The following is a 15,319-nucleotide window of genomic DNA, read 5'->3' as shown; positions in this document are numbered from 1 at the left end:
CAGTGGTCCAGTTGAAATCCGGAGCCGCTGCTCACTTTTGCGTCATGGCGGGAGCCTGCCTGAAAGGCTCTAGCGCCAAAATTCCGGAATGGTTTCGGCGAGCCTGGGGCCAAGGCGCAGCGGCGCGATCTTTTCAGCGAGGCCGGTCGCATCTGATATTTCGACACCGACGCCGCAGATGGTGGCCGGGCCGGTCGCTGCCTCCATGCGGCCTTTCGGCATCTTGGAGATGAAGCGGTTCAGTGGTTCTTCCTTGTCCATGCCGAGCGAGGAATCGTAGTCGCCGCACATGCCTGCATCCGATATGTAGGCGGTGCCGCCGTTCAGGATCTGGTGATCGGCTGTCGGCACATGCGTATGCGTGCCGACGACGAAACTGGCGCGGCCGTCGACGAAATGGCCGAAGCACTGCTTCTCGCTGGTCGCTTCGGCGTGGAAGTCGAAGATGATTGCATCCGCCTGCTCTTTAAGCGGACAGGCATCCAGGATTGTCTCGGCGGATTTGAAGGGATCGTCCAACTCCGGGTGCATGAAGACGCGGCCCATGACATTTGCGACCAGCACGCGTGCACCGTTGCGGGCATAGAACAGGCCTGAGCCGCGCCCCGGCGTGCCCTGCGGGTAGTTGGCCGGCCGCAGGAACTGGTCGTGACGTGCGGCAAAGGCGACCGCTTCCTTCTGATCCCAGACGTGGTTGCCTGTCGTGACGACATCCGCGCCCGCATTGATCGTCTCGAGGAAGATATCCTCGGTGATGCCGAAACCGCCTGCGGCGTTCTCACCGTTGACGACGACGAAATCGAGCTTCAGGTCGGAAATAAGGCCGGGGAGGCGGTTCCAGACGGCGGTGCGTCCGGTCTTACCCACCATGTCACCCAGAAAAAGCAGTCGCATTGCTATCCAATCCAAGAGGCAAAAAAACGCAGCCCGCTTTCTGTCAGGAGGGCGTCCAGACTGACGTCGTGCGGCTCGTCGGGCACATGTGCCACTTCCTGGCAGTCGAATGCAATGCCGATCAGTTTCGGATGCAGGCCTTTTTGCCGCAAAAGCTCGATGGCGCGGTCATAGTAGCCGGCGCCATAACCGATGCGATGGCCGCGATGGTCGAAAGCGGAGAGGGGCACCAGCATGATCTCGGGATCGAGTACGGCGGCGTCCGCAGGTGGACCCGAGGTGCCGAAGCCTGTGCTGACCAACGGGGCACCGCGTACGAGCTGACGAAAGACGATCGTCTGCTTGTCGAGTATCGCCGGTACGCAAAGCCGTGCTCCGCGCGCTTGGAATCGCGCCATAAGCGGCCGGATATCCGCTTCGGAGCGGATCGGCAGAAAGCCGGACACGGTCGTCCCAGGCTCGAATGCGACCGCCTCGCCGGCATGCTCGGCCATTGCGAGGCTCATCTCGATGCGAGTATCTTCCGGGATCGCGTCGCGCAGTGCGAGCCGCCCGGTACGCATTTCGGCTTTCAGTTCTTTCGGGGTCATGCGGTCCATCGCGCTGTTTTCAGCAGACCATAGTGGGCCAAGCGATGATTTCAACGTGACAATGCGACCTTTGGCTGCCTGCCCGAACCGAGGACGTCAAATCGTGAAGCTAGTCGGTATGGCCGAGATGCCAACCTTGGCCTCCACCGGAGAGGTCGTACCCGAACCGGATTGGCCGCGTCCCGCCCGCAGTTCGCGCACCGCCCTGTCCATGAGCTGCCGAACTTCCTGCAGGATGGACTTGAACTCTTCCATTGTCTTGCGATCCTCGGCGGAGATGCCGGAGGACGCCCGTTTTCCATCTTCGACGATGCGCTGGTAAGCGTTGCGAGCCGGAGTCGCGCCGTCAGGCTCGTCCGCCTGGGCAGTACCGCTCTTGGTATCGTTTGAGGATGCCGTTGCGGTTGACGCGGGCGCATCGGTTGTGGCCACCGTAGCCGCACCCGTGCCCGCATCGGCGGTTGCAACGGCTGCAGATGCGATGCTCGTCGCGCTCGTAGCGACGGCGGAGGCGAATTCCGCAGCTGCGGCGCTGATCTTGTGAGCAAGTTCGGCCGCCAGCCGTGCAACCACTTCGGGCGGGTAGCCGCCGCTTCTCAGCATCTCCAACTGCTGCTTGGCTTCCTCAAGCTTGCGCGCCGCGCGGCTCTTGGCGGCTTCGGCGGAGGTCGTCATGTTCTCGCGCAGGCTCTCCCGCGCCTTTGCCGAATTCTGTAATATCTTCAGTCGCGCGCTGGCGCTGTCAGTCAACGTATTGAGCTTGTCGGTTGAATAGGTGTTGCGCAGGATGTTGAGCGCTGATGTGGAACCGACTTGCATACTATTCTCCGGATTGCACTATCCGTGGTAGTCTGCAACCTCAGGCTAGCGTGGACCTGTGCGCCTTCACCTGCCACCTATATGCCCGCGGCGAGCGCATGGATCGTTTCGTCGAACAAGGGCATGCCGCCTGGCGACCAACCGAGCGCGCGGATTTTCGTCGTGTCCATCGGTGTGAGCAGCGATTTGTCGGCGGGCAGCGGCAGCCTGTTCAGGCAATCACGCTCCCAGCGAATGGGCTCCAGGATGTCCCATGTATCCAAAGCGACGTCTGAGACGTTGAAGGTCTCGCCGGAGATGCGCGCGGCGTCCGCTTCCAGCATGAGCCGGACGGCTTTGCCGACGTCTCTTGCGTGGACCTCGGTTCCGGCACGTGAAGGCAGAGGACGGCCAGCCAGGTAATCTTCGATCAGCTTGTCCCATTTGTTGGGTCGAAGGTCGCTGTAGACGCCGGTCAATCGGAGACTGGCCGTTGCAAAGCCCGGCGCCGCAAGATGCGCGAGGCTGCGTTCCGCATCCAGCTTGACTTGGCCGTAGAGGGTTTCCGGCTTGTCGGGCATCCCCTCCGTCAGGGTGGTTCCCGGCGCATGTTGGCCATAGGCAGCACGGCTGGAAATGAAGATACAGCGCCGTGTGCCGGCGCGTTTGGCGGCCTCGAGAAGCCGGACGGTGCCGTCCAAATTGAAGCGTTTGAACGTCTCGGGGTCGTCGCCTTCACCGCCGCGGTATTGTCCCGGCAAATGATGGAAGGCGGCGTGCACAAAAAAATAGGCGTCGTCGAAGGCTTCGATATGGTCATGCGCCGGATCGAGCGAAAGCGGCGCGAATTCGACCGGACGAGAAAAGAAGCGCGGTAGCGGCGCGTGGCGACCGCCGATGATCACGGTATAGCCGGCGGCGAGCAGTTCTTCGACGATATAGCGTCCAACGAGACCCGTTCCGCCCGATACCAGTACCTTCATGCCGCCTCTTCAGGGTTGGCCATTGCCGAAATATCCGGCAGATCATCGCCGGCATAGAATGCGTGCCACAGGTCGATCAGCGGCCGCAGTTTCTCGACCTTCGGATGATTCGCCTCCCATGGCTTCTCGTACTGGTAGTGCAGGATGGAAATGCTCCGCCAGTCCCAAAGCCTGGGCATGGTGAACCATACATATTGGAGCATGTTGAAATAGACCGGCAGGCCGTGCCAATCCGGGAAAAAATCCTGCAGGAACGTCTGGTCCGTCCGCTTCCAGAACACGTCCGGCTGATCCAGTCGCTCCAGCATGCGTTGGAATGTGTCTTCGGACGGTTGTGCGACGAAAACTCCCGAATTGAGCCGGTGAAAGTCGGCAAGAGATTCGTAGACATTCGGGGCGGCCGAAAACTCCGGGTAGTGGAAGAGCTTGTCGATGTTTCGCAGCACGATCGCATCGGCGTCGATGAAGACGCAACTGGTGTATTCGCTCAGCTGCCACAGGCGCAGCTTGCAGAAATTGTCGAGCGGCGAATGGAAGTCTGGCTTACGTCCCTTCGTAAAAGGGGCGGCGGAGTGCAGGTTGGCTCGCGCGTGGCGCGCGTTGAATGCGGTCGACAGCGGCAGATGATCGACCGGCACGAGTCGGCAGTCGAGTTGCAAGAGCGGGGCGAGGCTGGCTTTGCCAGCATCTGCCGTATGGAGGACGACGATATCGGCGAAGGTGCCGGTCCGGCGCAACGACGCCGCGAGCGCCTTGGCACCCATGGCGTAGTCGTTGTTGGTGACGAGCGTGACGTAGGCGTGCCGCAGGGACCGGGGCTCACTCATGAAACCGACTTCAGCCTCCTGCCTTCCGGATCATGGTTGATCGTAGCAGCAATGTCCTTCGTCCAGGCGGAAACCGCAGGAACGCGCGACCGGTCGACACGATAGGCAAACTTCTTGGCGACGTCGACGATTTCACTGAGAAGCCCCGCCTGCAACGTGATTGGATCGAGGCCGAGATTGCGGAATTTCTCGTTCTTGACGATCAACTCGTTCTCCGCCGCTTCCTTGCGCGGATTCGGCAGCCAGGCGATTTCGGCGCCACTCATCTTGGCAATCATTTCAGCCAGATCGCGCACGCGATGCGTTTCCGTCATCTGGTTGAAGATCTCGACGCGGGCGCCGCGGGCGGGCGGGTTGTTCAACGCCAGCTCGATGCAGCGCACGGAGTCCTGGATGTGGATGAAGGCGCGGGTCTGTCCGCCGGTTCCGTGAACGGTCAGCGGATATCCAATTGCCGCCTGGATCAGGAATCGGTTCAGCACCGTGCCGTAGTCGCCGTCATAGTCGAAGCGATTGACGAGCTGCGGGTGCCGGCGCGTCTGCTCGGTGTGCGTGCCCCAGACAATCCCCTGGTGCAGGTCCGTGATGCGCAGGCCATCATTCTTGGCATAGAAATGGAAAAGCAGCTGATCCAGGCACTTGGTCACATGATAAATCGAGCCGGGATTGGAGGGATAGAGGATTTCCTGGCTGACAGTCTCGCCGCTGGACGTCTCGATCCCCACCGGCAGGTAGCCCTCGGGGATCGCGGCACCGACCGTCGAATAGCCGTAGACACCCATCGTGCCAAGGTGGATCAGATGCGCGTCGAGCTGAAGTTCGACGAGCGCATTCAGGAGGTTATGGGTGGCGTTGACGTTGTTATTGACCGTGTAGTTCTTGTGGCGGTCGCTCTTCATGGAGTACGGGGCGGCACGCTGCTCGGCGAAATGGACGATGGCATCCGGACGGTTCTCGGCCAGCCACTTCTTCAGGAGCTCGTAGTCCTTGGCGAGGTCGATCAGGTTGAAATGGATGCGCCGACCGGTTTCGGCGTGCCAGATGCGCGTGCGCTCCTGGATCGAGTCCATCGGGGTCAGCGACTGGACGCCGAGTTCGGTGTCGATCCAGCGTCGCGAGAGGTTGTCGAGGATATGGATGTCATGTCCCGTGTCGGAGAGATGCAATGATGTCGGCCAGCCGATGAATCCGTCCCCGCCCATCACTGCAATCTTCATCGCGTCGTCTCCTGCTTGATTGTCTCTGTCGAAAATTACTTAGGAAGCGTGACAATTGTTCAATGCTTGCAAGGCGGAAAGTCTTCCGCCAAAGAGGGCGCGTGACTTTGGAGAAAATTATGGCGGACAACGGTTTTTCGATCTCAGGCGAACTCACGCAAACGGGCCACCGGCTCTTGCAGCGCGTCTATTACGAGGACACTGACTTTTCCGGCCTCGTCTACCATGCTCGCTATCTGCACTTCCTCGAGCGCGGCCGCACCGATTATCTCCGTTGCCTCGGCGTCGAGCAGCGGGAACTCATCAATGCTGACGACGAGGGGCTCGTCTTCGTTGTCCACCGCATGGAGATCGACTTCAAACAGCCGGCGCGGATGGATGACATCCTGACCGTGCTGACACACACCGAAAAAGCCGGCGGGGCCAAAATGGTCCTCAATCAGCAAATCCGGCGTGGCGAAACGTTGCTGATCGTCGCCAGGGTGATCATAGCCGTCATTAATGCCAATGCGCGGCCGCGACGATTGCCGGAGGCACTTGCCGAAAAATTTCTGGAAGGCAGCAAGCCGCTCTGACGACATTGAGCGTTTTCTACGCGCAATGTGATCGTGCCGCTTCAGACAAGGTTCTGCCGCGGCGATTCGCGTCGGTTGATTGCGAAGCGCCGAAAAGACGCAGGATTACCGGCCTTGCATAAACATGAGTTTTGTGTGAAGGAATTCGCGCGCTGGAAGATGAGCGCTGTGTGGTCATCGGCCTAGATCTGGCCAAGTCATCCAAGGGATAAATCTTTCGCCGATAGTTTCGCTGTCATGATCCGGCGCTAACGAACTATTAACCATAATAGTGTCTTACTTGGATTGTCAGAGTTTGTGCGGTGCACGCCTTCCTTTGACCAAATTTGACGGCAAGGAAGGCGGATAAGAGCTTGGAAGCTTGACCAGGGCTTTGGGCGGCGGCCGCCAGACACTTCTTGCGAGATCACTTTGTGCCGCCCGGTCAAGTGCCGGGCGTTTGGATTCGGGGATTTTGGATCAATGGAACAAGTAGGATTGGCAGCAGCAACGGCCGACGTCAGCCTCTGGTCGCTGTTTATGCAGGCAGGCCTCGTCGTCAAGCTGGTCATGCTCGGGCTCATCGCGGCCTCGGTCTGGACCTGGGCGATCGTCATCGACAAGTATCTGGCTTACGGCCGCGCGAGGCGCCAGTTCGACAAGTTCGAGCAGGTGTTCTGGTCGGGCCAGTCGCTGGAAGAACTTTATCGAACGCTGTCGGAACGCAACAACACCGGCCTTGCCTCGATCTTCGTCGCCGCCATGCGCGAATGGAAGAAGTCGTTCGAGCGCGGCGCACGGTCGCCGATCGGTCTGCAGATGCGTATCGACCGCGCCATGGACGTCACGCTCGCTCGTGAGTCCGAATTCCTCTCGGCCCGTCTCGGCTCGCTGGCGACAATCGGCTCGGCAGGTCCGTTCATCGGACTCTTCGGTACCGTCGTTGGTATCATGACCTCGTTCCAGGCGATCGCCGGCTCGAAGTCGACGAACCTTGCGGTCGTTGCTCCCGGTATCGCCGAAGCGCTGCTTGCCACCGCCATCGGCCTTGTCGCCGCTATCCCGGCGGTTATCGCCTACAACAAGCTCTCCGCCGACGCCGGCAAGCTCTCGGGCCGTATGGAAGGTTTCGCGGATGAATTCTCCGCCATCCTTTCGCGCCAGATCGATGAGAAGTTGCAGCCGCGCCAGGCCGCGCAGTAACGGACGGAAACGGAGTAGCGCAAATGGGTATGGCTGTTGGAGGCAATGGCGGCGGGGGCGGTGGACGCCGTCGCCGCGGCGGGCGCAGAGGCGCCGTCATCTCCGAAATCAACGTGACGCCGCTCGTCGACGTCATGCTCGTGCTGCTGATCATTTTCATGGTCGCAGCACCGATGATGACCGTCGGCGTGCCGGTCGACCTGCCCGAAACGCAGGCTAAGGCCCTGAATTCCGAAACGCAGCCGATCACGATCTCGGTCAAGAACGACGGCCAGGTGTTCCTGCAGGAAACGCCGATCCCGGCCGAGGAGATTGCCGCGAAGCTCGAGGCGATCGCAACGACCGGCTATAACGAGCGCATCTTCGTTCGCGGCGACGCGACCGCGCCTTATGGCGTGATCGCCGACGTCATGGCCCGCATCCAGGGTGCCGGCTACAAGAACATCGGTCTCGTGACGCAGCAGAAGAAGGACCAATAGCGAACGCTATGAAGGCCAGTATCGTCACATCTGCGGCTCTGCACTGTGCACTGCTTGCCTGGGCGCTGATTTCGATCGGCTCCCCAGAGCAGTTCAAGGTCGAGGATTTCGAGGCGATGCCCGTCGACCTCGTGCCTGTCGAAGAAATGACGCAGATGCAGCAGGGCGACAAGACGGCCAAGCCGAGCGAAAAGCCGGCGCCGAAGCCGACCTCCAAGCCGACCGAAGTCGCAAACGCCGAGAACATGGGCGACAACAAGGTCGACCTTAAGACGCCGCCGGTCCCGAATGCTAAGCCGAACAACAATGTGAGCGCGGCCGCGCCGAAGGCCAGCGAAAAACCGCTTCCCCAGAATGATCCAGTGCCGAACGAGGTGAAGGAGATCATGAAGGAGGAGACGGACGTCGAGCCGAAGCAGGTGGCGTCAATCACGCCCCCGAAGCCCGAGATCACGCCGCCGACACCGACGCCCCCGAAGGCCGAGGAGAAGCCACAGGAAACGCCCGAGCCACCGAAGCCGGATGCCGAGGCATTGCCGGACAAAGTGCCGACGCCAGTCGTCAAGCCGCAGGTAAAGCCGCCCGAACAGAAGCCGGCCGAAAAGCCGCCTGAAAAGAAGACGGAAGACAAGGCACAGACCGACGAAAAGCCGACCGACAAGAAGAAGGCCGACAAGAAGCAGGAGAAGGCGAAAGCCTCTTCCTCCAAGCAGAGCGACTTCAACGCCGACGACATCGCAGCCCTGCTGAACAAGCAGGACCCGTCGAACGGCGGTGCCAAGCGGTCAACCGAAGTTGCTTCGACCGGCTCCACCAAGCCGTCCACGGGTTCCAAGCTCTCGATGAGCGAGATGGATGCTCTGCGCAGTGCGATCGCCGGCAACTGGTCGGTTATTCCCGGAATGGAAGGCGCCAGCGACGTTCGCATCAAGGTCCACATGAAGCTTGACCCTGATGGCAACATCATCGGCTCGCCCGAGGTCGAAGCGGTCGGCGGCACCAACGAGGCGACGCGCATGGCGTTGGCAAGCGGTGCCAAGCGCGCTGTCATGAAGTCGTCGCCCTTCACGAACCTTCCGAAAGACAAATATGACGCCTGGGGCGAAGTTATCGTCAACTTCGATCCTAGCGATCTAGCCCTTTAAAATGCTGAAAGGCTTGTCCTCCATGACCAAGTGTTCCCTCATCCGCGCCTTGATGGTCGCCGTCGGCATGATAACCACTGCGGTTGTTGCCACGCCGGCGAACGCGCTTGTCGAAATCAACATCAACAAGGGTAACGTCGAGCCGCTGCCGATCGCGATCACGGACTTCCTGCAGGGCGACATGGGCGCGCAGGTGTCGCAGGTCATCGCTGCCGACCTTCAGCGCTCCGGCCTCTTCGCGCCGATCAACAAGAACGCCTTCATCGAGAAGATTTCCAACCCGGATGCCGCTCCGCGCTTCGAGGACTGGAAGGTCATCAATGCGCAGGCCCTCGTCACCGGTCGCGTGACGCAGGAAAGCGATGGTCGCCTCCGCGCCGAGTTCCGTCTGTGGGACACGTTCGCAGGCACGCAGATGACCGGTCAGCAGTTCTACACGCAGCCTGAGAACTGGCGCCGCGTGGCCCATATCATCGCCGATGCGATCTACAAGCAGATCACCGGTGAGGAAGGCTATTTCGACACCCGCGTCGTTTTCGTCTCGGAGTCCGGCACCAAGCAGGAGCGCAAGCGCCAGCTCGCCATCATGGATCAGGACGGCTTCAACGTCCGCATGCTGACCAACGGCAGCGACCTCGTTCTGACGCCGCGCTTTTCGCCGAACCGTCAGGAAGTCACCTACATGTCCTTCGCCAACCAGCAGCCGCGGGTCTACCTGCTGCAGCTTGAGACAGGACAGCGCGAAGTCGTCGGCAACTTCCCGGGCATGACCTTCTCGCCGCGCTTCTCGCCCGACGGTCAGAAGGTCGTCATGAGCCTTCAGCAGGAAGGCAATGCGAACATCTACACGATGGACCTGCGTTCGCGCACCACGACGCGCCTGACCTCGACGGCCGCGATCGATACGTCGCCGTCCTATTCGCCGGACGGCGGGCGGATCGTCTTCGAGAGCGACCGTGGCGGCAAGCAGCAGATTTATGTCATGAACGCCGACGGCTCCGGCCAGACGCGCATCTCCTTCGGCGACGGCAACTATTCCACGCCCGTCTGGTCCCCACGCGGCGATCTGATCGCCTTCACCAAGCAGTCGGGCGGCAAGTTCTCGATCGGTGTCATGAAGCCGGACGGTTCGGGCGAGCGCATCCTGACGACGGGCTTCCACAACGAAGGCCCGACCTGGGCGCCGAATGGCCGCGTCATCATGTTCTTCCGCCAGGCGGCGGGTGCAGGTGGTCCGCAGCTCTACTCGATCGATCTGACGGGCTACAACGAGCAGCTCATCAAGACCCCGACCTACGCTTCGGACCCAGCCTGGTCGCCGCTTCTCGAGTAGTAAAGCCTGTGGATGTGCCTTTTTGTCGCCGCAAAAATCCCTGATTGGGGCGACTAAGGGACAAATCAACCATCCGTTAACCATAATTCTTGAGTGCCGATTAACCCAACGAGGTTACAGTCCGGCAACCTTAATCAAGTCGCAAGGAGACCGGCCATGAGCCGAATTCACACCCCGGCAATGAGCCGCATGCAGAGTTTCGCCCGTAACCCCGTCATGATCGCGCTTGTCGCCGGTCTTGCTCTGGCCGGTTGCGCGAACAAGAAGAACGTGGCGAACAGTGCCGGCGACCTCGGCCTTGGCGCCGGCGCCGCAACGCCTGGCTCCGCTCAGGACTTCACCGTCAACGTCGGCGATCGCATCTTCTTCGACACCGACTCCACCTCGATCCGCGCGGACGCTTCCCAGACGCTCGACCGTCAGGCTCAGTGGCTCGCCCGCTACCCGAAGTACGCCATCACTGTCGAAGGCCATGCCGACGAGCGTGGTACGCGCGAATACAACCTTGCTCTTGGTGCTCGCCGTGCTGCCGCCACCAAGGACTACCTCGCTTCGCGTGGCGTTCCGGCGCAGCGCATGAAGACGATCTCCTACGGCAAGGAACGTCCGGTTGCCGTCTGCGACGATATTTCCTGCTGGTCGCAGAACCGCCGTGCCGTCACCGTTCTCGGTGGCGCCGGCATGTAATTACCGGGAAATATTACAATTTCGAAAGGCGGCTCCATCGCGGGCCGCCTTTTCTTTTTGAACACACTTTGGCCAGTTTCCGTTGCTTTTTGAAAGCAATTGGAAAAATCTCCTGTTCGTGCCAATGGGTGCGAAGAATCACAGGGACAGGACGAACCATATGAAAAAACTTGTCGTTGCGGGCATGCTGTGTCTCGCGGCCGTGGCCGGGGCGGGCCAATCGGCCAATGCGACGTCGCTTTTGGGTTGGGAGATCGGCGGCAAGGCCGCGGATCGACAGCCGCAGGCACCGGTTGTAAACGTGCAGGCCGGCGGCGCCGAAGTCCGCGTCCAGCAGTTGGAAGAGCAGCTGCGTCAGCTGAACGGCCGCATCGAGGAGATGAGCTTCCAGCTCCTGCAGATGCAGGAAACGATCCGCAAGGCGCAGGAAGACAACGAATTCCGTTTCCAGGAGTTGGAGAAGGGCGGCGGTGGCGGTAGTGCCGGCAGCAACTCCAAGACGATGAAAAAGAGTGAGGCAGATGTACCTCCTCCGGCTCAAGGTCGGAGCGGTGGCGACGATGTCGCCCGCGTTATCCAAGCACCGCAGGGAGCCGAAACGGCTCCCTCGACCGACGTTCCCGCAAACGAGGGCCTCGGCCAGCCGCCGAAACAGCTCGGTTCGATGGAGTTCGACCAGAGCGGCAATCCGATCGGCGGCTCGGTCAACGAGGGTGCCACAGTTGGATCCCGCCCGCTTCCGGGCGTCGATTCCGGCCGTTCGTCGCAGACTGCCTCCCTCGGCAGCGAAGCCGACCAGTACAAGGCTGCCTACGGCCACGTGCTGTCGGGTGACTACTCGACGGCCGAGCAGGAGTTCACCCAGTATATCGCTCAGTATCCCGCCAGCGCTCGCGCCGCCGATGCCAACTTCTGGCTTGGCGAGGCGCTCTACTCGCAAGGCAAGTACAACGAGGCTGCCAAGACGTTCCTCGATGCGCACAAGAAGTATGGCAGCTCTGAAAAGGCGCCGGAAATGCTTCTCAAGCTCGGCATGTCGCTTGCCGCGCTCGACAACACGGAAACCGCATGCGCGACGCTGCGGGAAGTCTCGAAGCGTTATCCCAAGGCTTCGCGCGCCGTGATAACCAAGGTTGCCAGCGAGCAAAAGCGTCTCGCCTGCTAAGGTCTTCCGGTTTTGCGCCCGGACGGTCCCCTTCTACCAGAGACGGCAGCACGCCGTTTCCTTGGTTCGCTGATCAAGCCCTCGCGTATCCTTGTCGCGATTTCGGGCGGAAGCGATTCAACCGGCCTGCTTCTGGCGCTCGCCGAAGCTCTTAAGGCCACAGCCAATTTGAAAATCTCTCTTTGTGCCGTAACAGTCGACCATGCATTGCGCACAGAATCGGCCGAGGAGGCGCACCAGGTCGCAGCCTTCTGTCGGTCGCTTGATATCCCGCACCTCATCACGACATGGCGTGGCGAAAAGCCGAAGACCGGTATGATGGCGGCAGCACGCGACGCCCGTTACGCTCTGCTTGCCGATGCCGCTGAAAGCCTGAATGCGGACATTGTCGTGACTGCGCACACGGCCGATGACCAGCGCGAGACACTCGCCATGCGCTCGCGACGTTCAGAGCAGCCAAATACCGGCATTGCGGATCTCGTCCTTTTCGATCGGCGCCTTTGGGTCGCTCGACCGCTGCTCGGCTGCCGGCGGGAGGCGATCCGTGACTACCTTCGCGCACGGCAGGTCGCCTGGATCGACGACCCAAGCAATGATGACCCGAAGTACGAACGTGTGCGGATGCGATCGCGCCTTGCTGAAGAGGCGGACGTTGTCCCGGCTCCGGACGGCGCGGGTGATCTGCGGTTAAGCGTCGCTACTGTGGCGTCGAAATGGTTGGATCAGTATTTTATCGTGCATTCTCCCTTGATCGGCCAAGTGATCCCGGCCGGGCTAGCGGCCGATCGCGAGATTCTTGGTTATGCCTTTGCGCGCCTTGCCGCAGTGTTTGGCGGGCAGGTGTTCGCACTTGGCCGCAAGCAGACGGACGACGTGCTGGCTCTTATCGCAAAAGGTGAGTTGGGCCGGATGACCGCGGGCAGGGTGGTGTTCGACCTTCGGCGCGACGGCCTCTTCCTTGTCCGCGAAAACCGCGGCATCCTGCCGTTGACACTGGCACCCGCCGCGCGCGCTGTCTGGGACGGCCGGTTCCTGGTTGAAAATGCGGCTCCAACGGAAATCGGCATCGTTGCTGGCGCAACGGCGGCGCAGAGCGGTCAACTCCCCAGGGGCGTCACCAGGCGAGCCCTGGCGGCCGCGCCGGGTATCGTCGACGTGGCAGGACACGAGGCTCCCGGCAATGTTGCCGAGAAAGTCCGTGTCACACCCTATTTTTCGCCCTTCGACCGTTTTTTGACACGATTTGATTTCATCTTCGCCGATAGCCTTGCGGCTGCCTTTGGAACACGCCCCTATCCAAAACCGCCTTTAGGTCTTATTGACGGAAAATCTATCTAACAGTCCAGTTTGCCTTGGCATTCCCCTGAGGCAATCCTATGTTAGAGGCCAAATAAGACGGTCGCCATGAGGCGGCTGTTCCAGTGCTGGGGAGTTCGATGAACCCTAACTTACGTAATTTCGCCTTGTGGGCAATCATAGCGCTGCTGCTGATTGCTCTGTTCAGCATGTTCCAGACGTCGCCGGCGCAGACCAGCTCCCGCGAAATCCCATACTCGCAATTCCTGCGGGAAGTGGATGCGGGCCGCGTCAAGGAAGTCGTCGTCACGGGCAACCGCGTCTCCGGTAGCTATGTTGAAAATGGCACCACCTTCCAGACCTATACGCCTGTCGTCGACGACAACCTGCTCGATCGCCTGCAGCAGAAGAACGTTCTCGTCTCCGCGCGCCCGGAAACCGATGGTTCGTCGGGCTTCCTGAGCTATATCGGCACGCTGTTGCCGATGCTTCTGATCCTTGGCGTCTGGCTGTTCTTCATGCGGCAGATGCAGGGCGGCTCGCGCGGCGCGATGGGCTTTGGCAAGTCCAAGGCCAAGCTTCTGACCGAAGCGCATGGCCGCGTGACCTTCGATGACGTTGCAGGCGTCGATGAGGCCAAGCAGGACCTCGAGGAAATCGTTGAATTCCTGCGCGATCCGCAGAAGTTCCAGCGCCTCGGCGGCAAGATTCCGCGCGGCGTACTCCTGGTTGGCCCTCCGGGCACCGGTAAGACGCTGCTCGCTCGCTCTGTCGCTGGCGAAGCAAACGTTCCGTTCTTCACGATCTCGGGTTCCGATTTCGTCGAAATGTTCGTCGGCGTCGGCGCAAGCCGTGTCCGCGACATGTTCGAACAGGCCAAGAAGAATGCGCCTTGCATCATCTTCATTGACGAAATCGACGCCGTCGGTCGTCATCGCGGCGCCGGTCTCGGCGGCGGTAACGATGAGCGCGAGCAGACGCTCAACCAGCTGCTGGTCGAAATGGACGGCTTCGAAGCAAACGAAGGCATCATCCTGATCGCAGCGACGAACCGTCCCGACGTTCTCGATCCGGCGCTGCTGCGTCCGGGCCGTTTCGACCGTCAGGTCGTCGTTCCAAACCCCGACATCGTCGGCCGTGAGCGCATCCTCAAGGTGCATGCCCGCAACGTGCCGCTGGCGCCGAATGTCGATCTGAAGGTTCTGGCTCGCGGTACGCCCGGGTTCTCCGGTGCCGACCTGATGAACCTCGTCAACGAAGCTGCCCTGATGGCTGCACGCCGCAACAAGCGTGTCGTCACCATGGCGGAATTCGAAGACGCCAAGGACAAGATCATGATGGGTGCCGAGCGTCGCTCGTCCGCCATGACCGAAGCCGAAAAGAAGCTGACAGCTTATCACGAAGCCGGTCATGCCATCACCGCGCTTAAGGTTGCGGTTGCCGATCCGCTGCACAAGGCGACGATCATCCCGCGCGGCCGTGCGCTCGGCATGGTCATGCAGCTCCCCGAGGGCGACCGCTACTCGATGAGCTACAAGTGGATGGTCTCGCGCCTCGTCATCATGATGGGCGGGCGCATTGCGGAAGAGCTGACCTTCGGCAAGGAGAACATCACCTCGGGTGCATCCTCGGATATCGAGCAGGCCACCAAGCTTGCCCGCGCCATGGTCACCCAGTGGGGCTTCTCCGACGTGCTCGGGCAGGTCGCCTATGGCGAAAACCAGCAGGAGGTGTTCCTCGGCCATTCCGTTTCGCAGTCGAAGAACGTCTCCGAATCCACGGCGCAGAAGATCGACAGCGAAGTGCGCCGACTGATCGAGGAAGCCTATACCGAGGCACGCCAGATCCTGACGGAAAATCACGACGAGTTCGTGGCGATCGCCGAAGGGCTCCTCGAATACGAAACGCTAACTGGCGAAGAAATCAAGGCGCTGATTCGTGGCGAGAAGCCTTCCCGCGATCTCGGCGACGATGCGCCGCCCAGCCGGGGTTCGGCTGTGCCGAAGACCGGTACGCGGCCGGCGACAAAGGGTGACGAGCCGGAAGCTGGCTTGGAGCCACAGCCACATTGATTTCTCTTGAAAATGACTGAAAGGCCGGGGTCCATTGTGGACTCCGGCCTTTTGCGTCGGTAACGCGATGTAATGG

15 protein-coding genes are annotated in these 15,319 nt (G+C 60.9%); 9 read left to right on the top strand and 6 right to left on the bottom strand.

The features are described 5' to 3' along the window. Positions 1 to 69 precede the first annotated feature (69 nt). The 6 genes from WGT02_RS18280 to WGT02_RS18255 all read right to left on the bottom strand — a co-directional run bounded on the left by WGT02_RS18280 (position 70) and on the right by WGT02_RS18255 (position 5,309). Positions 70 to 894: a TIGR00282 family metallophosphoesterase gene (locus WGT02_RS18280; RefSeq protein WP_024315410.1), complete on the bottom strand. Its 825-nt coding sequence runs from the start codon at positions 892 to 894 to the stop codon at positions 70 to 72. A 2-nt stretch (positions 895 to 896) separates the two neighbouring features. Next, complete coding sequence (locus tag WGT02_RS18275) at positions 897 to 1,484, bottom strand: 5-formyltetrahydrofolate cyclo-ligase (protein ID WP_024315411.1); 588 nt, start codon at positions 1,482 to 1,484, stop codon at positions 897 to 899. Positions 1,485 to 1,580: 96 nt separating this feature from the next. After that, the gene (locus tag WGT02_RS18270) at positions 1,581 to 2,303 is read right to left on the bottom strand and encodes a hypothetical protein (protein ID WP_024315412.1); all 723 of its coding nucleotides are present in this window, start codon (positions 2,301 to 2,303) and stop codon (positions 1,581 to 1,583) included. 77 nt (positions 2,304 to 2,380) lie between these two features. Further along, complete coding sequence (locus WGT02_RS18265; RefSeq protein ID WP_024315413.1) at positions 2,381 to 3,265, bottom strand: NAD(P)-dependent oxidoreductase; 885 nt, start codon at positions 3,263 to 3,265, stop codon at positions 2,381 to 2,383. Beyond that, positions 3,262 to 4,092 carry a glycosyltransferase gene (locus tag WGT02_RS18260; protein ID WP_024315414.1) on the bottom strand — a complete coding sequence of 277 codons (831 nt, stop codon included), beginning with the start codon at positions 4,090 to 4,092 and terminating at the stop codon, positions 3,262 to 3,264. Before WGT02_RS18260 ends, WGT02_RS18265 begins: the two co-directional genes overlap by 4 nt. Then, entirely contained in the window at positions 4,089 to 5,309 is a 1,221-nt protein-coding gene (locus WGT02_RS18255; RefSeq protein ID WP_024315415.1) for an NAD-dependent epimerase/dehydratase family protein, read from the bottom strand. Before WGT02_RS18255 ends, WGT02_RS18260 begins: the two co-directional genes overlap by 4 nt. A 119-nt stretch (positions 5,310 to 5,428) precedes the next feature. Here WGT02_RS18255 and ybgC point away from each other — a divergent pair, with 119 nt between their 5' ends. The 9 genes from ybgC (at position 5,429) to ftsH (ending at position 15,243) form a co-directional block, all read left to right on the top strand. After that, positions 5,429 to 5,884 carry a tol-pal system-associated acyl-CoA thioesterase gene (gene ybgC, locus WGT02_RS18250; protein ID WP_024315416.1) on the top strand — a complete coding sequence of 152 codons (456 nt, stop codon included), beginning with the start codon at positions 5,429 to 5,431 and terminating at the stop codon, positions 5,882 to 5,884. Between the two features lie 462 nt (positions 5,885 to 6,346). Then, entirely contained in the window at positions 6,347 to 7,066 is a 720-nt protein-coding gene (tolQ, locus tag WGT02_RS18245; protein ID WP_024315417.1) for a protein TolQ, read from the top strand. Between the two features lie 23 nt (positions 7,067 to 7,089). After that, positions 7,090 to 7,545 carry a protein TolR gene (tolR, locus tag WGT02_RS18240; protein ID WP_024315418.1) on the top strand — a complete coding sequence of 152 codons (456 nt, stop codon included), beginning with the start codon at positions 7,090 to 7,092 and terminating at the stop codon, positions 7,543 to 7,545. A gap of 8 nt (positions 7,546 to 7,553) precedes the next feature. Then, positions 7,554 to 8,690 (top strand): hypothetical protein, encoded by a 1,137-nt coding sequence (locus WGT02_RS18235; RefSeq protein ID WP_024315419.1) that lies wholly within the window; start codon positions 7,554 to 7,556, stop codon positions 8,688 to 8,690. 22 nt (positions 8,691 to 8,712) lie between these two features. After that, positions 8,713 to 10,023, top strand: coding sequence for a Tol-Pal system beta propeller repeat protein TolB (gene tolB / locus WGT02_RS18230; protein WP_024315420.1), 1,311 nt, complete (start codon positions 8,713 to 8,715; stop codon positions 10,021 to 10,023). A 156-nt stretch (positions 10,024 to 10,179) separates the two neighbouring features. After that, positions 10,180 to 10,710: a peptidoglycan-associated lipoprotein Pal gene (gene pal, locus WGT02_RS18225; RefSeq protein WP_208249734.1), complete on the top strand. Its 531-nt coding sequence runs from the start codon at positions 10,180 to 10,182 to the stop codon at positions 10,708 to 10,710. 160 nt (positions 10,711 to 10,870) lie between these two features. Next, positions 10,871 to 11,875: a tol-pal system protein YbgF gene (ybgF, locus tag WGT02_RS18220; RefSeq protein ID WP_024315422.1), complete on the top strand. Its 1,005-nt coding sequence runs from the start codon at positions 10,871 to 10,873 to the stop codon at positions 11,873 to 11,875. A 12-nt stretch (positions 11,876 to 11,887) separates the two neighbouring features. Continuing rightward, positions 11,888 to 13,213 (top strand): tRNA lysidine(34) synthetase TilS, encoded by a 1,326-nt coding sequence (tilS, locus tag WGT02_RS18215; RefSeq protein ID WP_024315423.1) that lies wholly within the window; start codon positions 11,888 to 11,890, stop codon positions 13,211 to 13,213. 98 nt (positions 13,214 to 13,311) lie between these two features. Then, on the top strand, positions 13,312 to 15,243 hold the full coding sequence (gene ftsH, locus WGT02_RS18210) for an ATP-dependent zinc metalloprotease FtsH (protein ID WP_024315424.1): 1,932 nt from the start codon (positions 13,312 to 13,314) through the stop codon (positions 15,241 to 15,243). The last annotated feature ends 76 nt before the right edge of the window (positions 15,244 to 15,319 follow it).

This window comes from Rhizobium sp. T1470 (assembly GCF_042140505.1).
GTDB lineage: Bacteria > Pseudomonadota > Alphaproteobacteria > Rhizobiales > Rhizobiaceae > Rhizobium > Rhizobium favelukesii.
This window is presented reverse-complemented; position numbering and strand designations above follow the sequence as displayed.